Annotated in this window: 19 protein-coding genes, 1 tRNA gene and 3 pseudogenes; 9 read left to right on the forward strand and 14 right to left on the reverse strand. The window is 72.1% G+C overall.

Annotated elements, in window-relative coordinates; genetic code table 11:
- Positions 1-361 precede the first annotated feature (361 nt).
- Positions 362-1,786: a magnesium transporter MgtE N-terminal domain-containing protein gene (locus tag ACWEK3_RS39505; RefSeq protein WP_453251970.1), complete on the reverse strand. Its 1,425-nt coding sequence runs from the start codon at positions 1,784-1,786 to the stop codon at positions 362-364.
- A 230-nt stretch (positions 1,787-2,016) separates the two neighbouring features.
- On the opposite strand from ACWEK3_RS39505, the gene ACWEK3_RS39510 reads away from it, so the two are divergent.
- Positions 2,017-2,436, forward strand: a complete 420-nt coding sequence (locus tag ACWEK3_RS39510; RefSeq protein WP_376545927.1) for a CBS domain-containing protein — start codon at positions 2,017-2,019, stop codon at positions 2,434-2,436.
- Positions 2,437-2,522: 86 nt separating this feature from the next.
- Here ACWEK3_RS39510 and ACWEK3_RS39515 read toward each other — a convergent pair whose 3' ends face one another.
- The 6 genes from ACWEK3_RS39515 to ACWEK3_RS39540 all read right to left on the reverse strand — a co-directional run bounded on the left by ACWEK3_RS39515 (position 2,523) and on the right by ACWEK3_RS39540 (position 8,611).
- Positions 2,523-3,029 (reverse strand): MarR family winged helix-turn-helix transcriptional regulator, encoded by a 507-nt coding sequence (locus tag ACWEK3_RS39515; RefSeq protein WP_453251971.1) that lies wholly within the window; start codon positions 3,027-3,029, stop codon positions 2,523-2,525.
- Positions 3,030-3,118: 89 nt separating this feature from the next.
- On the reverse strand, positions 3,119-4,585 hold the full coding sequence (locus tag ACWEK3_RS39520) for an MFS transporter (RefSeq protein ID WP_390876521.1): 1,467 nt from the start codon (positions 4,583-4,585) through the stop codon (positions 3,119-3,121).
- Positions 4,586-4,644: 59 nt separating this feature from the next.
- Positions 4,645-5,028: an STAS domain-containing protein gene (locus tag ACWEK3_RS39525; protein ID WP_453251972.1), complete on the reverse strand. Its 384-nt coding sequence runs from the start codon at positions 5,026-5,028 to the stop codon at positions 4,645-4,647.
- A gap of 101 nt (positions 5,029-5,129) precedes the next feature.
- Positions 5,130-6,029 (reverse strand): DUF2637 domain-containing protein, encoded by a 900-nt coding sequence (locus ACWEK3_RS39530; protein ID WP_450546622.1) that lies wholly within the window; start codon positions 6,027-6,029, stop codon positions 5,130-5,132.
- 10 nt (positions 6,030-6,039) lie between these two features.
- On the reverse strand, positions 6,040-6,330 hold the full coding sequence (locus ACWEK3_RS39535; protein ID WP_450546623.1) for a hypothetical protein: 291 nt from the start codon (positions 6,328-6,330) through the stop codon (positions 6,040-6,042).
- A 280-nt stretch (positions 6,331-6,610) separates the two neighbouring features.
- Positions 6,611-8,611, reverse strand: a complete 2,001-nt coding sequence (locus ACWEK3_RS39540; RefSeq protein WP_453251973.1) for a copper resistance protein CopC — start codon at positions 8,609-8,611, stop codon at positions 6,611-6,613.
- A 168-nt stretch (positions 8,612-8,779) separates the two neighbouring features.
- Between ACWEK3_RS39540 and ACWEK3_RS39545 the strand changes: the two genes are divergently transcribed.
- From ACWEK3_RS39545 to ACWEK3_RS39560, 4 genes are all read left to right on the forward strand, one after another.
- On the forward strand, positions 8,780-9,391 hold the full coding sequence (locus ACWEK3_RS39545; protein WP_453251974.1) for an HhH-GPD-type base excision DNA repair protein: 612 nt from the start codon (positions 8,780-8,782) through the stop codon (positions 9,389-9,391).
- Positions 9,392-9,491: 100 nt separating this feature from the next.
- Positions 9,492-10,172 (forward strand): HdeD family acid-resistance protein, encoded by a 681-nt coding sequence (locus ACWEK3_RS39550; protein WP_450546626.1) that lies wholly within the window; start codon positions 9,492-9,494, stop codon positions 10,170-10,172.
- 223 nt (positions 10,173-10,395) lie between these two features.
- Entirely contained in the window at positions 10,396-10,692 is a 297-nt protein-coding gene (locus ACWEK3_RS39555; RefSeq protein ID WP_004943146.1) for a type II toxin-antitoxin system VapB family antitoxin, read from the forward strand.
- A gap of 226 nt (positions 10,693-10,918) precedes the next feature.
- The gene (locus ACWEK3_RS39560) at positions 10,919-11,545 is read left to right on the forward strand and encodes a LytR C-terminal domain-containing protein (RefSeq protein ID WP_453251978.1); all 627 of its coding nucleotides are present in this window, start codon (positions 10,919-10,921) and stop codon (positions 11,543-11,545) included.
- Between the two features lie 73 nt (positions 11,546-11,618).
- Here the strand turns inward: ACWEK3_RS39560 and upp are convergent, their stop codons facing one another.
- Positions 11,619-12,254 carry a uracil phosphoribosyltransferase gene (gene upp, locus ACWEK3_RS39565; protein WP_361419105.1) on the reverse strand — a complete coding sequence of 212 codons (636 nt, stop codon included), beginning with the start codon at positions 12,252-12,254 and terminating at the stop codon, positions 11,619-11,621.
- Positions 12,255-12,405: 151 nt separating this feature from the next.
- On the opposite strand from upp, the gene ACWEK3_RS39570 reads away from it, so the two are divergent.
- The 4 genes from ACWEK3_RS39570 (at position 12,406) to ACWEK3_RS39585 (ending at position 14,368) form a co-directional block, all read left to right on the forward strand.
- Positions 12,406-12,642: a hypothetical protein gene (locus tag ACWEK3_RS39570; RefSeq protein WP_450546627.1), complete on the forward strand. Its 237-nt coding sequence runs from the start codon at positions 12,406-12,408 to the stop codon at positions 12,640-12,642.
- A 466-nt stretch (positions 12,643-13,108) separates the two neighbouring features.
- On the forward strand, positions 13,109-13,645 hold the full coding sequence (locus ACWEK3_RS39575; protein WP_390725602.1) for a tRNA adenosine deaminase-associated protein: 537 nt from the start codon (positions 13,109-13,111) through the stop codon (positions 13,643-13,645).
- Positions 13,646-13,692: 47 nt separating this feature from the next.
- Positions 13,693-14,214 carry a tRNA adenosine(34) deaminase TadA gene (tadA, locus tag ACWEK3_RS39580; RefSeq protein ID WP_453251975.1) on the forward strand — a complete coding sequence of 174 codons (522 nt, stop codon included), beginning with the start codon at positions 13,693-13,695 and terminating at the stop codon, positions 14,212-14,214.
- A 69-nt stretch (positions 14,215-14,283) separates the two neighbouring features.
- Positions 14,284-14,368, forward strand: a tRNA-Ser gene (locus tag ACWEK3_RS39585).
- Positions 14,369-14,433: 65 nt separating this feature from the next.
- Here the strand turns inward: ACWEK3_RS39585 and ACWEK3_RS39590 are convergent.
- The 6 genes and pseudogenes from ACWEK3_RS39590 to ACWEK3_RS39615 all read right to left on the reverse strand — a co-directional run.
- A pseudogene (locus ACWEK3_RS39590) lies at positions 14,434-15,711 on the reverse strand (tyrosine-type recombinase/integrase).
- Between the two features lie 80 nt (positions 15,712-15,791).
- Entirely contained in the window at positions 15,792-16,025 is a 234-nt protein-coding gene (locus ACWEK3_RS39595) for a helix-turn-helix domain-containing protein (protein ID WP_388728795.1), read from the reverse strand.
- A 179-nt stretch (positions 16,026-16,204) separates the two neighbouring features.
- Positions 16,205-17,347, reverse strand: a complete 1,143-nt coding sequence (locus tag ACWEK3_RS39600) for a DUF3631 domain-containing protein (protein ID WP_453251976.1) — start codon at positions 17,345-17,347, stop codon at positions 16,205-16,207.
- Positions 17,344-17,775 carry a hypothetical protein gene (locus tag ACWEK3_RS39605; protein ID WP_453251977.1) on the reverse strand — a complete coding sequence of 144 codons (432 nt, stop codon included), beginning with the start codon at positions 17,773-17,775 and terminating at the stop codon, positions 17,344-17,346. The genes ACWEK3_RS39600 and ACWEK3_RS39605 overlap by 4 nt, the downstream gene beginning before the upstream one ends.
- A pseudogene (locus tag ACWEK3_RS39610) lies at positions 17,772-18,666 on the reverse strand (bifunctional DNA primase/polymerase). The gene ACWEK3_RS39605 and the pseudogene ACWEK3_RS39610 overlap by 4 nt, the downstream one beginning before the upstream one ends.
- Before the next feature lie 83 nt (positions 18,667-18,749).
- A pseudogene (locus tag ACWEK3_RS39615) lies at positions 18,750-19,010 on the reverse strand (hypothetical protein); the annotation flags it as partial.

Below are 19,010 nucleotides of genomic sequence, written 5' to 3' on the forward strand. Positions count from 1 at the left end.
GCCGCAGACCGCGTCGCCGGCCTCGCTGCCGATCCGGTTCGTCGACTGGGACCCACAGCCCCCCCGCTCCTGGCCGGGGGCGGACCGGACGTACGCGGACGGTCCTCCGGACGGGCGCCGGACCCGGGCCGACCGTCTTCCGGACGGGCGCCGGACCCGGGCCGACCGTCTTCCGGACGTGCGCCGGACCCGGGCGGACGGTCCTCCGGACGGGCGCCGGACCCGGGCCGACCGTCTTCCGGACGGGCGCCGGACCCGGGCCGACCGTCTTCCGGACGTGCGCCGGGCCTGGGCGGGCGGTCCTCCGGGCGTGCGCCGGGCGGCGGCTGCTGCGGTGGGCGCCGGTCGGGCCGGGGCCCGCTCATGGTGAGGGCTCCTCACGCTCCTCCAGACCCATCGCGCTGCCGGCCTCAGCGGTGCCGCCAACCCCGGTGGTGCCACCAACCCCGGTGGTGCCGCCGACCCCCACGGCACTGCCGGCCTCAGCGGTCCGGTGGGCGTCGGGTGGCGGAGCCACCTCGCGGCGCCGCCAGTCCTCCGGCAGCGTCGCCTCCAGGACGTCGTCGACCGTGATCACGCCGAGCAGGACCCCTTCGTCGTCCACGACCGGCAGGGTGATCAGGTTGTAGTCCGTCATCAGCAGGGCCACGTCCACCAGGTCCGTGTCCGGGCCGACGCGCACGGGATCGGCCTCGCTCACCTCGGCCAGCCGGACCGCGGGATCGCTCTGCAGGATGGTGACCAGCCGGACCCAGCCGAGCAGCCGCCCGTCCTCGTCGGCGGTGTAGACGCTGGTCAGCGCCTCCGGCTGGAGCCGGCTCGCCCGCCGGACCGCCGCCTCGGCCTCACTCACCGGCGCGTCCGGGGGCAGGGCCAGGAAGTCCATCCCCATCAGGCCCCCGGCGCTGTCGGGGTTGAAGCCCATCAGGGTCAGCACCTTGGCGCGCTGTCCGGCGGGCAGCAGTTCCAGCACGGTACGGCGACGGCCCTGCCGTAGATCGTCGATGGCGTCGGCCGCGTCGTCCGCCCGCATCCGCGCCAGTACGGCGGCGATCTCCACGTCGGTGCGGGCGTTGAGCAGCCGGGAGGCCCGGTCCTCCTCCAACTCCTCGAAGACGTCCGCCTCCAGCTCCGGGTCCTGCCGGACGTCGCCGAGGATCTCGCGTTCCTCGTCCCGGGAGGCGTCCTCGAGCAGGTCGGCGATCTCCGCCGGCCGCAGGCGCCGGATCCGGGCCGTGGGGCGACGGACCAGCGCGCTGCGGCTGTGCCCGATCAGCGGCTCGAACGCCTTCCAGTCCCGGCACGCGTGCCCCGTCGAACGGTCCCCGAAGATCCCCAGTAGCCGGTGCGGGCGGTGCGTGTCCACGCCCGACAGCAGCCATTGGCCGTCCCGTTCGGCCAGTTCCACGTCCTGCGCGCGGACCAGGCGCGCCTCGCCGACGTCGATCAGCCGGTGGCCCAGCACGTCCGCCCGCAGCAGCACCTCGCCCTCGCGGCGTTCGAACGGCCGCAGGTCCAGCCGTGCGCTCTCGAGCTCCACCAGGCCCTCGGCGTCGAGCGCGGCCACCTGCTCGACCGGGACGAACAGCTCACGGCCGCCCACGCCGACCACGAGCCCGGACACCACCGGGTAGTCGGCACCGCGCAGCCGGACGATCACGTCGGAGAGCCGGCCGAGCGACCGGTCGCCCCGGTCCACCACGGGGCGCTTCACCAGCGACGACAGATGGACGGGCGCCCGCTCCCGGTGTGCGGTCGGCCGTGGCGAAGACGGACTGACGGTCATCGCTCTGCCCTGCCCGAAGGTCGGTTGCCCCCGCGACCAACGGTATTGAATGACAACAAACGCGCGCAAACGTCCCACCTGGGGTGGACTGGTGTCCCAGCGGGAGCCGGGCTTCCACGACGTGCGGCGGGCATACGGAGAACCGACACTGGTGGTAAGCCGAACTGGCCGGGGCGGGCCAGGACCTTGGCTCTCTCCGTGCCGGCCACCGAAGCTCGAAGGAGACGGCCATGACCACCGCACGGGAGATCATGCACACCGGTGCCACATGCGTCCAGGAGAGCGAGACGCTGGAGGACGCGGCGCGCCGGATGAGGGAGTTGGACGTCGGAGCCCTGCCGATCTGCGGGCCCGACGACCGCCTCCACGGGATCATCACGGACCGCGACATCGTGGTGCAGTGCCTCGCCAAGGGGAAGGACCCCCGGACCATGACGGCGGGGGAGCTGGAGCAGGGCAAGCCGATCACGATCGACGCGAACGCCGACAGCGGCACTGTCCTGCGGACCATGGAGGAACACCGGATCCGCAGGCTGCCCGTCATCGAGAACCACCGCCTGGTCGGCATGATCTGCGAGTCGGACCTCTCACGCGCTCTGCCGGAGACGCAGGTGGGCCACTTCGTCGAGGCCGTCTGCACGACCGCCTGACACCGAGGGGCACCCACCAGGACGAAAGGGCACCCAGAAGGCCGAGCGAGGGCTCCGACCGGATTCCGGTGGGAGCCCTCGTCGTATCAGACCGCGGTCCCGCCGTCGTCCAACTGACCGAGATTTTCGGCAAGTTGGAAGAGGGCGGGCAGGGCGGCGGCGACGGCGGCCCGATCGGCGTCGTCCAGGGCGGCCAGCGCGGCGTCCATCCGGCGTTCGTGGGCGGTGGTCCACGCGGCGAGCTGGTCCCGTCCGGCGTCGGTGAGAGTGACGACGGAGGCGCGGCGGTCGGCGGAGTCGACCTCGCGCGCGACCAGGCCCGTGTTGATCATCTGGCCGATCAGTCCGCTGACGGTGCTCGGCGCGAGTCGCTGGCGGGCCGCGAGATCGCTGATCCGGGCGGGCGAGTGCTCACCGAGCACCTGGAGCAGCTCGACCTGGGCCATGGGCAGCTTCTCCCACGGATAGTCGGTGCGGATCGAGGCCCGCAGGGCGCGGCGCAGACGGGTGACGGCCTCGGTGAGCAGCCGGGCGTCCGGTGCCTCGGTGGCGGGGCCGGGCAGGGGAGGCTCGGAGCGGGGCTGCGCGGACATGCGGCAAGGGTAGCCGGGGCCCCGTGCACGCCCTCCTGCTCGTACTGCCGCCGGGTTGTCCACCGGCTCACGCGGGTTGCCCACCGTTCTCACGCCCCGAGTCCCGGAAGGGACCGGCGGTGGTCGCCACGGTCCGGCCCCAGCCAGGCCGAGACGACGGCGACGGCCGACACCGCCACCAGAATCGACGCGGACCACCGGGCGCCGGCCTCGGTTCCGCCGTCGGCCGCGACGTGCAGGGCGAGGGTGACCAGCGCCACGCCCAAGGCGGTGCCCAGACCGCGGGTCATGTTGACCAGGCCGCCACCGGTACCGGAGGAACGGGCGGGGATCGCACCCATGATGAGGGCGTTGTTGGCCGGGGTGAACGTCCCGAGCCCCACGCCGACCAGGGCCAGCAGCGGCACCAGCCAGGCGATGGTCAGGGGGACGGCCAGGAGCGCGGCCGTGGCGAGGAGGAATACGCCGGCTCCGGTCAGGCACCGGCCACGGTCGGTCAGGGAACGCGGCAGCAGCCGGTCGCCGCCGGTGGCGCCGAGGGCGAACCCGGCGGGCAACGCGGTCAGCACCAGTCCCGCGGTCAGCTCCGAGGCCCCCCGCGCGGTCAGCACGACCGGCACCAGCACCAGCGGGCCGAACAGCACCAGGTATCCGCTGAGCGCCCCGACCAGCCCGAACGCGACCGCGCGGACCCGCAGCAGAGCGAGATCGAGCAAGGGCGCGGCGGTCCGCCGCTGACGGCGGGCAAAGCCCCAGCCGGCCAGAGCCGCGACGCCGAACAGCAGGACCACGCCCCAGGCGGGCACCGGCAGACCGGAGGCCGCGGACACGCCGAGCAGCGCGCAGGTCGTCGCCACGGCCAGCAGCGCCAGCCCGGCCCAGTCGAAGCGCGCGACCTTCGTACGAGCCCTGGTGCGCGGCAGCAGATAGTGCCCGCTCACCAGCGCGACCACCCCGACCGGCACGTTCACCCAGAACACCCAGCGCCAGCCCAGGGTGGACACCAGTGCGCCACCCACGGTGGGCCCCAGGGCGAGCCCCAGCGCCTGTGCGGCGGCCTGCACGCCGAGCGCGCTGCGCATCCGCCCGCGGGGTGCGCTGGTGGTCACCAGCGCGACGCTGTTGGCCTGCATCAATGCCGCCCCGGCCGCCTGCACCACCCGGAAGCCCACCAGCGCCGCCAAGGAGGGCGCCAGTCCGCAGGCGGCGGACGCCAGCGTGAAGACGGCGAACCCGTACAGGTACAGCAACTTGCGGCCGTGCGCGTCCGCCAGCCGCCCAGCCGGCACCAGCAGCGCCACCAGGGCCAGCAGATACGCCAGCGACACCCATTCGACCGCGGCGAGCGAGGCGTGGAACTCGGTGCGCAGGCTGCCGTAGGTCAGCGTCACGATGCTCGCGTCCAGCTGACCCATGAACGCCCCGAAGCACACCGTGGCCACGGCCAGCCACCAGGCGTTCGGTCGTGACCGGATCCCCTCCGGGCGGGCCCGCTCCGCGGTGAGCACGGCGGGCCAGCGCGGACGGGACGGGCTGCGCGTCGTATCCGGAGCCATGACTCCAGATTACATCGGTCACCGAAATATTCGGGATCCGTCTGATCCTGCCCCCACCGTCACCGGCCCTCCGCCACCCCTGAGCCCTCTGAGTCCCGTGAGCCCTCCGCCACCCCTAAGTCCTCCATCACCGCGGCCGTGTCGAGCCCCGCGTGGCGCAGGGTCCGGTGCACGGTGCGCCGGGCTCCGCGAATGGTGAGCGCGGCCGCCGGCCACCGCGTGGCGACCCGCAGCAGGGCGTAGGCGCACGCGAGGTCGAGGTGGGTGGCCTCGCTCATGTCCACGATCCACTCGTCGGCCTCGCTCAGCGGCGGGGCTCCGAGTCGTTCCTCCAGTGGCCGCAGGACTTCCGCCCCGATGTCCCCGGTGAGTGCCAGCTCGGCCCGTCGGCCATCGGTCGCCCTGACCACCAGGGGCGACGCCGGGAGATGCGCGGCTGCCATGGCGGCCTCCTTCGCGTCCGCCACACTCCGTCCACCTCCATGGTGACCCCGCGACCACGTCCGTGGCGGCCGTGGGGCCCCGGCTCCGGGGAACGATCGGCTCAGGCCCTCTTGCGTGCCGTGCCTCCGGCCGGTCGCGCCGTCGTCGTGGCGCGGCGGGTGTCGTCGGCGGTGGACACGGACGGGGTCTCGGTGTGGGGTGTGCGGGGCTGGCGGTGGCGGGGCGACGTGCGCCGGGGCGGGCGGGTCAGGGTGATCTGGCGTACGAACTGCTGGAAGCAGGCCAGGGAGGCCAGGCCCGGCAGGGCGGCCGCGGCGATGTCCACGATCGTCCTGGGTGCCTGCAGCACGCACAGGAGCATCGCGATGGACGAGAAGATCAGCACCACGCTCCAGGAGTGGACGGCACGGCGCTGGTGCAGCGCGGCCCGCAGCACGGACAGCGAGGCGACCAGCCAGGGACCGTAGACCAGCAGGGGCCACCAGGACGCCATGCCGTCCTGCATCCGTGCCATGGCCACGACGCGCAGGGGATCGTAGGCAACCATTCCGCCGAAGAAACTCACCGAGGAAGCGATCACCGCGGTCAGCGCGGCGATGACGTGACTGGTGGTCCGCAGGACGTTCGGACGCTTGCGTTCCGGGACCTTTCGATGGCGTCGGGTGACCTCCTTCAGCGGAGGCAGTTCCGCCGTGATCGCCTGGAGGTTCTCCAGGGGCGTGCCGGTGTTGGGAGCGGGCTCGGTGACCGGTGCCTCGTCGCGGGCGACGGGAACGTCCGGCCGGTGCTCCTCCATGGCGTCCTGGAGCATGAAGGCCAGTTCCTCGGCGGGGTCCCAGGCCGCGTCCGGCGGCTCCAGGGGAGACGTGAAGAACTCCGCCGGGCCCCGGTGCCGGCCGGTGCCCGCCCCCTGGTATCCACCCGTATGGCTCGGGTAATCGGGATAGCCCGAATAGTCAGTCGAATGGCCGGAACGATGATCGGTACGTTCGTCGTACATGACGCGGCGGCTATTCCGCTCCCGAGAGACGGGCCCGGCTCTCCGAACCGTGCCAGCGGCGCGCGAGGTCGGCTTCCAGTGTGCTCATCGCGTCCAGGAAATCCCGCAGCAGGGGCTCCGTCACCTTGAGAGCGACCGGGAAACCTCCCCTGGTCAGGGTGCCGTTGACAGTGGCCGACGAGTGCACCGGGGCGGGAAGGTAGGTGTAGGGACCCAGCGCCACCGCGTGTGCGGCGACCGAGTCCTCTCGCTCCTGACCCCCGAACAGACCCCAGTACCCTTCCCTGGTTGCCTTAGTCATGTCCCGACTAACGCCGTCCGACTTCCCCGGATGCGCGGCAAATGGGTGAAGGAATTCCCTGATTAGCTCTATATGTGCGATGGGATGTCTCATCCGTACAAATGAAGAGACGAGTAGGGGCCGGTGACCCGCCGTTCGGCGTGCGGCACGTCGACAATACGGCCCCGGAGGCGCATGTCACGGGTATCGACCCGCCGCGTTCCGCACGCGCGACGCACCGGCCGGCGTCCCGCAGCCGCTCGTGCTGCGAGCTTTCCGGCAAACCTTTCCGGTCACAGCACTAGCGCGGGATCTGGACCTTCCGTTCGGCGCTCACCTGGTCGATTTCCGACACTCGTACCGTCGCCTTCATGGTCCAGGTGCCGGCGATCGGGAGGTTGAGGGAGTCGGTGCCCCAGTAGCCGCCCCTGTTGGTGAGCCCGGCGTCGATGAGTCCGATCTTCTGCGCGGGCAGGGACAGGGACAGGCGCAGTTCGGGAACGATGGTCAGGCCGCCGTCCGGGCCGTAGACGACGGCCTCCACGGCGTTCTGGCCCACGCGGCCCGGTTCCAGGGTGATCTGCACCTTGCCGTGACCGCCAGGGGTGCCGACGTCGAACGGGATGACCGTGACGGAGGCTCCCGGAACCCCGGCCTCGGGCGTGGCCCGCGCCGCCTCGGCGGCCGCGCGGCCCGGCAGGGTGCCGGCCAGCACCGTGGTGAAGACCAGGACCGCGATCCCCACGGCGACCTCGGCCAGGACCGAGCGGCGCAGGGCGCGACGGCAGGCGTCGGGGGCGGGCGAGGGCGCGAGTGCGGATGGGGGTGCGGACGTCTTCGTCCCGGGGGCCTCCGCTCGTGCCTCTCCGTCGGGTACGGCCAGTGCCTCTCCGTCGGGTACGGCCAGTGTCTTCACGTCGCGTACGTCCGGCCCCGCGTCCGCCGTCACCAGCCGTGCCGTCCAGCGCCGGGAACGGGCCGCCACGGCCAGCAGCAGCGCCACCACCACGAGTTTGACCAGCAGCAACCGGCCGTAGGCCGTGTCGGTGAGCGTGGTCCAGGAGCCAAGGCCGCGCCAGGACTGGTAGACCCCGGTGACGACGAGGACGGTGACGGCGCCGAAGGCGATCCGGGAGAAGCGCGCCACAGCGGCAGTCAGCGCGGGGCCGTCGGCGGAAGGCGCCACCGTGCTGGTCCCCTCGGCGACCGGGATCGTGACCGTTGTACCGCCACCGCTGCCTCCGGAGGCGACCGTGACTGCTGCCTTCGCCTTCGGTCCCGGCGCCGACGTGCCGCGCCCCGCCTCCGGTTCGTCGGCCGTGACGTGCTGAAGGGTGGTCAGGAGGGCCGTCAGACCGCCCAGCCAGACCGCCATCGCCAGCAGATGCAGCACCGATGACGTCATCGCCACCGGAACCTGGATGCCGGCCGAGGCGTGCTCGGACCCCGCCCACGTCAGCGCCAGGGCGAGGGCCGGCGCGGCACCCGCTGCCAGGGTCGCGCGCGAGGGCTTCTCCTCCGGCCTGCGCCGGGACAGCCGTACGAGGAGGACGGCCGTCGGCGCGAGCAGGGCCAGGCGGGCCAGCAGCATCAGACCGGGGCGGCCGGTCAGGGTGCGGGAGACGGCCGCGAGGTCGAAGGCCGACGCCGGACCGGTGCCGGTCTCGTAGGGCGCCCGGAGCACCAGCAGGGCGAGCGTGGAGGCCAGCAGCGCCCACCAGCCCGCCACCAGCGGCTTGCGCAGCGGGCCCGCGTTCGGCGGGCGGCACAGCAGCGCGAAGGCCGCCGTGCCGATGAGCAGGGCCGCGGCACCGTAGGCGGTGTAGCGGGCGAGGTCGTAGAGGCCGCGGGTCGTGGGGTTCTCGGACGGGCCGGTGTCGATCGCGGCCATCGTCGGGGACGGCTTTCCCACCGAGAAGGTGAAGGCACCGGAGACGGGGTGGCTGTCGGCCGAGACCACCCGCCAGGCCACGGTGAACGTGCCTTCGCCGAGCCCCTCCGGGAACGCCACCTGGGCCGTGTCCGGTCGTCCGGGCGCGTGCTGCGGCTCGCCCGTGCGCACCCGCCGCCCCTCGGGGTCGAACAGGCGGAAGGAGTCGTCGAGCAGGCTGACGGACTCGGTGAAGGCCAGAGTGATCGTGCCGGGCGCCGTCTTGAGGACGGTCCCGTCGGCGGGGTCCGCGCCCCGCAGGGCGGCGTGGGCGGACGCGGGTCCGGCGCCGCCGAGGAGGAGCAGGACCAGTACCGCGCCGAGCAGCGTCAGCTTCCCAAGCCGTCGCCGCCGTACGCGTACACGGCGCACAGCGCCGTCCCGACCTTCGCCCCGCCGTCCGGTCACGTCACTTCTCCGTCTTGGAACTCGCCGGCTTCTGGATGGGTACGGACGAAGACGGCGCTTTGCTCACCGAGGATCCCGTGTGAGGGCCGTCCTCCGGCTGCGTCACGCCGTCCGGCGGGCGACCATCGGGACATGGACGTCACCCTTCACCTCGCCCAGGACCCCGAGGCCGACGCGCTCCTCGGCCGCAGTCCGCTCGCCGCGCTGGTCGGCATGCTGCTGGACCAGCAGATCCCGATGGAGTGGGCGTTCACCGGGCCGGCGACGATCGCCAGGCGCATGGGCACCGACGACCTGGACGCCCACGAGATCGTGGCCTTCGAGCCGGAGACCTTCGCCCGGCTCCTGTCGGACAAGCCGGCCGTGCACCGCTACCCGGCGTCGATGGCCCAGCGGATCCAGCAGCTGTGCCAGTACCTCGTCGAACACTACGACGGCGACCCCGAGGCCATCTGGCGGGACGTCGACAGCGGGCGGGAACTGCTGCGACGCCTCGAGGAGCTGCCCGGTTTCGGCAAGCAGAAGGCGCAGATCTTCCTGGCGCTGCTCGGCAAGCAGTTCGGTGTGGGGCCCACGGGGTGGCGGGAGGCGGCGGGAGCGTACGGCGAGCCGGAATCGTTCCGGTCCGTCGCCGACATCACCGGGCCCGAGTCGCTGGCCAGGGTGCGGGCGCACAAGCAGGAGCTGAAGGCGGCGGCCAAAGCGGCCAAAGCGGGAAAGGGGACGAAGTCCTCCGGGAAGTGACCGGAGTGGCGGTGGGGGCCGAAACGGGCCGTGCGGCGGACGTCAGCCGACTGGCCGGTCCCGGGTCGCGGTACGCGCGCACCCGATCGCAGCATGGGCCATGACCGAGCCACCGAGCAGCGGCCCCGAAGGCCTGGGGTACGACGATCGCCGCGTCCACGCCATGCGTGACCCACGGGAGCCGCGGACATCGCCGCCCCCGCAGTACGAACCGCCGCTGGAAGGGCCCCTGCACCTTCTGTCCCACGCCGCCTGGCAGGCGGTCCTCGCCACCGGTGCGGCCGCCCTGGTCCTCGGCATCCTGGTGCTGCTCTGGCCGGGCGCCTCCCTGCTGGCCGCCGGAATCCTCTTCGGGATCTACCTTCTGGTCAGCGGCGTGCTCCAACTGGTCTCCGCGTTCGGCACCCACAAGACGACCTCGCTGCGCGTGCTGGCCTTCATCAGCGGCACCCTGTCGATCCTGCTGGGCCTGCTGTGCTTCCGCGGCGCCACGCAGTCGATCCTGCTGCTCGCGCTGTGGATCGGCATCGGCTGGCTGATCCGCGGCATCACCCTGACGATCGCCGCCGTCCACGACCGCGGCGCGCCCGCGCGCGGCTGGCAGATCTTCCTCGGCATCCTCACCTTCATCGCAGGCATCGTGCTGATCGACTCCCCGCTCCGGTCGGTCACGGTGCTCATCGTGCTCGGCGGCTGGTGGCTGGTGGTGGTCGGCATCTTCGAGATCGTCACCGCCTTCCGCATCCGTGGGCACGCCGAACGCGTCCCCCGCACCGTGTGACCCGTTGTCCACAGTCTGTGCACAACGGCCGCACAGCGCCGTACGGCAGGGATTCCCGGACCGCGCGGGCGGGGACTCCCGCACCGTGCCGTCCTGGCACGGTCCCGCTGTCGCCGATCTCAAGCCCCCGTTCCCGGTTCGCCCGGTTTTGCTGCGGCATTTCCAGCGCCGCACTCCAGCGGCCGGGCTGCGCCCGGAAGGTCTGGGCCGGTAGGCTCTCCGTGTGATCTTCAAGCGCATCGGAAACGGCCGGCCGTACCCCGACCACGGCCGGGAGAGCACCCGGCAGTGGGCGGACGTCGCGCCGCGCCCGGTCCGCCTCGATCAGCTCGTGACCACCAAGCAGCAACTCGACCTGGAGACCCTCCTCGCGGAGGACTCGACCTTCTACGGCGACCTCTTCGCGCACGTCGTGAAGTGGCAGGGCGACCTGTATCTGGAGGACGGCCTCCACCGCGCGGTGCGGGCGGCGCTCCAGCAGCGCCAGGTGCTGCACGCGCGCGTGCTGGAGCTGGACTGAGCATCCGGGCCGCGGGCCCACGCCGTTGAAGCCGGGGCCCTGAGCCAGGCCCCTTGGCCGGAACCCCGAGCCGGGATCGTGAACCGGGAGTTGAGCCGTCCGGACCCGCCGTTCGGTGACGGTTTGGACCTTTCGGGTTCTGCTGAGCCGCTCCAATGATCATCTAGTAGGAATCACCGCTCATGCGCACTACGCTGCGCCCATGAGCATGCTGACTCCCCCCGGCATGGGCGGGAAGTACCGGATCACGGGGAACAGATACCCGCGGATGCGCAAGCCCCGGCGGCGCGGCAGGCTCATGTTCCTCGCCGTCGCCTCCGTCGCGGTCCTTGGCGTGATCAGCTGGGGCACGTGGCAGCTCATCGACGTGTTCACCGGCGGCCGGAAGGCCTCGGCGGCCGGCACCGACGGGGACTGCTCGACCAAGGCGTCGCCCGCGGCGAGCCCGTCGGCGACGAACGCGGCCCGGACGCTGCCGAAGCCGGGCCAGATCACGGTCAACGTCCTGAACGCCACGCCCCGCGGCGGCCTGGCCAAGCAGACCGCGGACGAGCTGAAGAAGCGCGGCTTCCGCATCGGTCAGGTGGGCAACGCGACCGAGGAGTTCGACAAGAAGGTCAAGGGCGCCGGACTGCTCCTCGGCCCGGCCTCGTCGCTGAACACCTCGCTGCCCGTCCTCGCCACCCAGCTCGCCGGGGCGGAGAGCCGCGCGGACACCCGCAAGGGCACCGACGTGGACCTGATCATCGGCACCGGCTTCAAGGCGCTGACCCAGCAGGCGGCCGCCGATCAGGCCCTGACCGCCCTGACCGCCCCCCAGTCCGCGGCAACCGCCCCGAAGAAGGGCTGCTGAGGCTCCTCGCAGCCAGACCGGTGGCGGGTGGCCGCGCAGGGCGACTGGAGAGGCGTCAGGCGGCGGTCCGGTACTACTCGGCGGCGCCGTACATCCGGTCGCCCGCGTCTCCGAGGCCCGGGACGATGTAGCCGTGCTCGTTGAGGCGTTCGTCGACCGAGGCCGTCACCACGGTCACCGGGGTGCCCGCCAGGTCGCGCTCCATGACGGCGACGCCCTCGGGGGCGGCCAGCAGGACGACCGCGGTCACGTCGTCGGCGCCGCGCTTGATCAGCTCCTGGATCGCCGCGACCAGCGTGCCGCCGGTGGCGAGCATCGGGTCCAGGACGTAGACCTGGCGGCCGGAGAGGTCCTCCGGCATGCGCGTGGCATACGTGGAGGCCTGCAGCGTCTCCTCGTTGCGGATCATGCCGAGGAAGCCCACCTCGGCGGTCGGCAGCAGCCGCACCATGCCGTCCAGCATGCCGAGTCCGGCCCGCAGGATCGGCACCACCAGGGGCCGCGGGTGGGAGAGCTTGACTCCGGTGGTCGGAGCGACCGGCGTGTTGATGTCGACCTGTTCGGTGCGCACGTCGCGGGTCGCCTCGTAGGCGAGGAGGGTGACCAGTTCGTCGGCGAGCCGGCGGAAGGTCGGGGAGTCGGTGCGGCGGTCGCGCAGCGTGGTGAGCTTGTGAGCGACCAGCGGGTGGTCGACGACGTGGAGACGCATGGGCCAACAGTAACCGGGCCCCGATTCGGGCCGCCCGCCCGCTGTCCCGCCGGCGGGCGGCCCGGGCCGCACCCCCGCCGGCGTGCGCTGTTGTGGCATCAAGCCCGGCATCCGGGGGAAAGTGGGAGTGACGGACTGGGGTGGTGAGCCGATGCCTGATCGGGAACGGGAACCTGACAAGGACCCGTCGCCGCGCGCGCGGCCGGAGACGGCGGACCTCCGGGAGACGGCCGGCGCGGCGGACGCCGAAGCCGAACGGCGCCGCCGCCGGGCCCGGTTCCTGCGCGATCTCGCCGAGGCCCGGGCCCTGCGCGACCGCGTCCAGCCCCGCCGCGCCAAGACCGCCAGGCTGCGGCACGCCATGCGCATGCGCACGTTCCGCTGGTAGGGCGCCACCGGGACACGGACGCCGGACACGGACGCCATCAGGACACACAGGACCCCCACCGCGCGCCGGGTCACGCACTCGGTCCATGGGCGCGGGGCGCGAAAGGCTCCCGCCAAAACCCCAGCGAGGACCTCAGGGTGGGCGCAGGGCCGGACACCAAGGAAGACACGCGCGGAAGACACACAGGAGTAGAGCTGCACCCGCACGGACGTCTCCGACGGTGGGTGTGCGTGGCCGTGGGAGGAAAGCCGCGTACGATCCGCTGGTGGCGGCAACGTGTGCGCTGGTGAGTCCTTTACCGGTGTGCGATCAAAACTGCCGGACACAGGGAGCCGAAGACGTCCCCTGAAGGCCTTGTTTCTGCCACGATTCCGAGTGGGTGGGGCTCGGAGCCCAGCTCCCCCGCCCAGAACCTCCGCCGGGGGGACCCCCAACCGGCACGCCTATGACCAGTGGGAGAGTCACGGTGTACTTCGCCGCACTGCTCGCGCGCACCGAAGACGGGTGGGAAGCGAGCGACACAGAGCTCGACGATGTGGAGACGCTGGCCGATCTGGCCGACCTGGCCCGGGAAGCCTCGGCCGACGACGACACGGTGCTCGTCCTGATCGAGCAGGAGGACGCGTGGTTCGGCGTGGTGCGCGTGGACGGCGAGGACGACCCTCGTATCTACGTCTCCGACGCCGCCGCCGCTGCCCGTAGTTCGTACGGCGAGATCCTGCTCACCGACGAGCTGCTCGGCCGGGAGCCCGGCGACGACGGCCCCGACCTGGACTCCCTCGACCTCGACGGCACGGAGGACGGCGAACCGGCGTCCACCGAGGACGACGACGAGGAGTCGTCGTCCGCCGAAGCCATCACGCACAGCCCGCTGGGCGACGGCGAGATCCTCGACGACCTGGGGGTCGGCGCGAAGGAGCTGCGCATCCTGGACCCGGAGGACGCGCTGAACGCCATCGCCGAGGCCCTGGGCGCCTCGGAGGTGCTGGAGACCGTCCGCTGACCGGGCCGGACGCGCCGGACCCGGGCGGACCGCCCGGCACGAGCGGGATGCCGAACACGAGCCGGACGCCGAACCCGGCCGGGGGCCCGGACCCTGCCGGGGCCCCGGACCCGGTGCGCGACCCTTGGCGGGCCGCGATGCGGCTCGCCCTCGACGAGGCCGGGCAGGCCGTCGCGGGCGGGGACGTGCCCGTGGGCGCGGTCGTGCTGTCCGCCGACGGCACGACCGTGCTCGGCGTCGGCCACAACGAGCGGGAGGCCACCGGCGACCCGACCGCCCACGCGGAGGTGCTCGCCATCCGACGGGCCGCCGCGAAGACCGGGCAGTGGCGGCTGCCGGGCTGCACCCTCGTGGTGACGCTGGAGCCGTGCACGATGTGCGCCGGAGCGATCGTGCTGTCCCGGGTGGACCGGGTGGTCTACGGCGCCCGCGACGAGAAGGCCGGCGCCGCCGGCTCCCTGTGGGACGTCGTACGGGACCGGCGGCTCAACCACCGGCCCGAGGTGATCGAGGGCGTGCTCGCCGAGGAGTGCGCCGCGCTGCTGACCGACTTCTTCCGCGGCCGCTGAACCCCGGCCGCCGGGGCGGGACGGAAACGGATTTCGAAGCACGGCCCGGTGTGCTGTAAGGTCTCCCTCGGTAGCGTGTCCGAGCGGCCGAAGGAGCTCGCCTCGAAAGCGAGTGTGGCGCAAGTCACCGAGGGTTCAAATCCCTCCGCTACCGCTGGTAGATGAGGCGCCCAGTCCGATGGACCGGGCGCCTCATCCGCTTCCGTCTCAGTTTCCGTCTCAGTTGGCCGACACGAGGGCCCCGGCGGCGCCATCGTCATCATCGTCCGGGCCGTCTCCACCCGGCTTCCAGATGAGCCCGTCAACCTGCCTGGCGACGTCGTTCCGCACGGAGTCCACCATGTGCTGATACCGCGCGGCCATGGCCGTGGTGGACCATCCCATGAGCCCCATGACGGCCCGCTCGGAGACCCCGAGGATCAGCAGAACCGTGGCGGCGGTGTGCCGGGCGTCGTGCAGACGACCGTCCCGTACTTTCGCGTCGCTCAGTAGTTCCTTCCAGTCGTCGTAGTCCGTTCGGGGCGAGGTGCCCTCACCCATTGGAGTGGAGAACAGCCACCCCTCATCGGACCAGTCATTGCCGGCCGCTGCTCGTTCGGCCGCCTGCTTGGCCCGGTGGGTTCGCAGGAGGTCGACAAGCTGTGCGGGCAGTCCAACGGCCCGACGTCCCGCACGGGACTTCGTGTCGGCTGTCTCCGGGTTGGTCCGCTGCCTCTGTGGGCAGTAGCCGGCCTTCCTGCCGCAGGTGTCGCCGCATCCGTGGGCGTAGCGCGGCCGACGACGGCTCCGACGGACCATCAGGGCGCCCCGTTCCAGGTCCACTTCCGTCCACTTGAGTCCGAGGGCTTCACCCTGCCGGAGTCCGGGGGCGAGGGCCACGGCCCAGCGTGCGGAGTTCCGCCGTTCGTCCGCCGCGCGCAAGAGCCGCTGCACCTCTTCGACGGTGTACGGCTCTACCTCCTCTTCCTGCACGCGGGGCGCCTTGGCGAGCTGGACGGGGTTCCGGGCGAGGTAGCCACGCCGTACCGCCTCGTTCAGCGCGGTGCGGAAGGTGCGGTGAATCTGGTGGATCGTCCCCGCCTTACGGCCATCGGCCACCATGCGCCCATAGAAGTTCTCGATGTACTCGGGCTTGAGCTTGTCCAACCGGTGAGCACCGAGGGCGGGGATCAGGTGCTTTCGCACGGCGACGCCGTACCCGACCATCGTGTTCTCGTTGACTGCGAGCGGGGCGATGTTCTAGACCCAGTGGGTAAGCCAGGTCTTGACCGTCCAGGGTCGGCCCGCCTTCCGGATGCTCTTGGCGTCGCGCTGCTGCTCCAGCTCGCGGACGGCGGCGGTCACCTCGGCGCGGGTCTTCCGCTCGACGTGGCGGCGGTCCGGCTTGCCGTCGTCGCGGATGCCGACGGTCACGCGGCCGTGCCACTTGCCGTCCTTGCCCAGGTAGATGGAGCTGCGGCCGTTGGGCTGTCGAGTGCGCTTCTTCTCTTCCGCCACAGGCGGACTCCTTCAGGTTGGGGTGTGGATACGGCCCGGGGCGCCACCTCCTGGCGAGGTGGCGCCCCGGTGTGAGGTGGTCAGGCGGCGCGCTGCTCAGCGCGGCGGCGGGCGAGGTAGGCGGCCGGAGCGTCGGCGGGGACGCGCCGGAGTCCGCCGATCGTCAGGGACTCCAGCTCTCCTGTGCGGATGAGGGCGAAGCAGGTGGTGCGGCCGATACGGAGGCAGCGGGCGGCCTCTTCAACGGTCAGAAGAACGGGGGCCGGGTCGCCAGCCCCAGCGAGGGGTGCGATGTCCACGGTGGCGATGCTCATGCAAGGTCTCCTATGGGGCGGGCCTTCGGGGGTCCCTCTGAGGGGCGCTACTTCCGCTACCGCCGCTACCGCGCAGGTCAGAGCCCTGTTGGAGGTAGCGGGAAGGGGTAGCGGTAGCGGATGGGTAGCGGCGGGGTAGCGGCAACCAAGGCCGGTTGCCGCTACCCCGTTAGTGCAGGTCAGGCCACGTTTTCGGTGCCCGGTAGCGGAGGTAGCGGACTTTCCGGGGGTGGGGGGCAGTAGCGGGCCCACGCGTCCCACAGATCGGCGGCGTAGAAGCCCTTGAGGACGCTCCCGGCGGTCTTGATGTTGCGGGAGGCGATCGGCTCGTTGTCGGCCGTCATGTACTCGGCGAGCATCTTGGACAGGCGCCGGTTGTCGAGCGGCTTGCCGTGCAGGTCGGCCCACGGGGCGTCGTCCAGGGCGTTCAGTCGGTCCAGGATGGCGACGGTGGGAAGCCGGTCGATGCCGACCATGACGTGATCGCGCAGATCGGTCAGCAGTCGAACCCCGAGGCTGCCCTTGTCGTTGGCCTTGGAGGCGGTCACCAGTGCCACGCACGCGGCGCGTGCCCGCTTCGGCCAGTCACCGCCGACCGCGTCGGCGATGGCGAGCAGGGGCTCCCACACGTCCGCCGGCCGGTCGCTGACCCCGTCGGGCATGTCCGGCCAGGCGCCCATGACGAACCCCCGGGCGTGCTCGGCCCATTGGGCGAGCCGGTCCCGTAGCGCGTGCCCCTCTGCTTCGTGGAGGCGGGCGCGGAAGGCTTCCACGCGTTCGTTGCGGGCCCGGCGCCGCATCCGGATCACGACCGAGCGGGTCATGATCGTGTCCGGCAGCGAGCCGAGTCCGGCGACCGCGACGGCGCAGTATGAGGGGAAGGCCTGAACGGTCTGGTTGCCGCCGTCGCCGATGCACCGGTACGTCACGCCGGTGCGGCGGTGGCCGGCGTTGAGGAATCCGCGCAGTTCCTCGTTGTCCCCCGCCTTGGGACCGAAGATCGTGTCGATCTCGTCGAACAGGATCGTGGGCCGGCCGTTGGGGTTGGACACGGACCGGAACAGGGCGGCGGCGGACGCGTTGACGGCCGTCATGGGCTGCGGGACGAGGGTTTCCACGACCTCCAGTGCCCGCGACTTGCCCGACCCCGGCTCGGGGGACAGGAAGGCGATCCGCGGGGTGGAGTCGAAGCAGTCGAGCAGGTGGGCGTGTGCGTCCCACAGCGCGACGGCGATGTAGGCGGCCTCGTGCGGGAAGACGTTGAAGCGGCGGTGGAAGGCTTCCACCTCGTTGAGCAGCGCGGCCCCGTCCATGGCGTTCATGCGGCGGCCCTCCCTTCGGCGGGTACGGCAGGCTTTCCAGTGCAGGCGGACTTGTGGGCGTCGTACTCGGTGACCAGGGCGGCGACGGCGCGGGGGCCGGCGGCGGTGCCGGTCTGCCCGCAGGTGCAGGCGTAGGCGGCGGTGGGGGTGTCGCCGTAGCGCTTGGACCAGCGGGCGCCGTCCCAGTGGTCGCGGTAGACCGGCGGCGCGTAGATGCGGATACCGGGCCGGTTCGGTGTCGGGTCTTCCGTGCCGTGGCGGGCCTCGTCGGTCCGGTATCGGTCAGAACGAAGAGCAGTTCGGACGCCCTGACGGGCGGCGCCTTCCGGCTCGCCCACGGCCGCCGGGGGCGCGGGCTGTTGGGCGGCGCGCGGGCCGTCCGTGGTGGTGGTGATGCTCTTCAGGCGGGGGCGGGGAGGGGTGCTCATGCCGCATCCCGCCTGCTCTGGTTGTGGGCGATGGACCAGTCCAACGCGCTGCGGAGGGTGGAGCGGCACTCAGACGCGGACAGTCCGGCCGCCTCCCCTCCCTCCTGAAGAGCCTGCTCAACCACGTGCCGGGGGAGGTCGCCCCACGCGACGAACCGCCCCAGAGCGCGCGCCGCGCGGAACAACTTCGTTTCCCGCTCGCCGACTTGGGCCGCGGCCACGTTCCGCGCCTCATTGGCGAGCGCTACATCCACGTATCGGCGGGATTGCCCCAGACGGCGCCTCAGACGCCATGGGAGCCGGTTGCAGGATGGCTTGCAGCCATCCGGGCAGAGGGGCCGCGAGACGGTCGTACGGCGCCTCGTACCGTCCGGCGGGGGTGGTGCTGCCGGCGGCGACGACGTAGCCGCCCCACGCGCGGGTGTCGACCAACGGGGCAATGGTGCTTGCGGTGTTGCCCAGCCGGAGGCCGTGCGGGGCGGTGAAATACAGGTGCTCGCCACCGCTCGCGGTCCGGGTGCGGTAGGTGGGGGGGACGGCGTGCCCGGCGCGCTCGCAGAGCGCAGCGAAGGTCGCCGCGCCGCAAGGCGCGTCCGAACTGCTCTTGTCCTTGGGCACGTCGAGGTCGACGACGACCAGCCGGGAGGGACCGGTGGCGATGCCGACGTTGTACGGCGCGTGCGACCACGCGGCTTGGATGCGGTCCGGGTCGTTGGTCGCCCGGTCCTCCCACTTGCGGTGGCCGCCCGCGCAGGGCCCGGTTCCGCGGCAGGTCGCCTCTCCGTGCAGGGCGGGCCGCTTCGTGTCGGGACGGAGGGGGAAGACGTACCAGCCGTGCAGCACGGCGTCTAACGCGGCATGGAGCAGCGCGGAGCTGGCGTTATGGGTCATGCTGGATGTCTCCAGTTCTGTGGAGTGCTGGATGGTCAGGGCGGCCCCGGACTTTGGCGAGACGGGGGCCGCCCTTGGCGTAGCTAGTGGTGCGTCGCCCAGTGGGCGTACTGCTGGCGGACGTAGGCGCGCGGGTCGCAGGCCTCGGACCCGTAGGCGAGCTGCTCGGGAGAGTCCCTGAAGGTCAGCCGTGGAAGGTGCTGCGCGTGGACGAGGCGTCCGGCGGGTGTCATGCTCACGGCGGCGTCCGGCGCGGGTCCGACGCGCAGGGAGGGACCATGGAGCTCTATCTCGCCGTACCTCTTGTTCTGGTGGCGTTGCTCGTTGCCGCCATGGGCGTGGCG

The organism is Streptomyces sp. NPDC004721, from assembly GCF_053601495.1.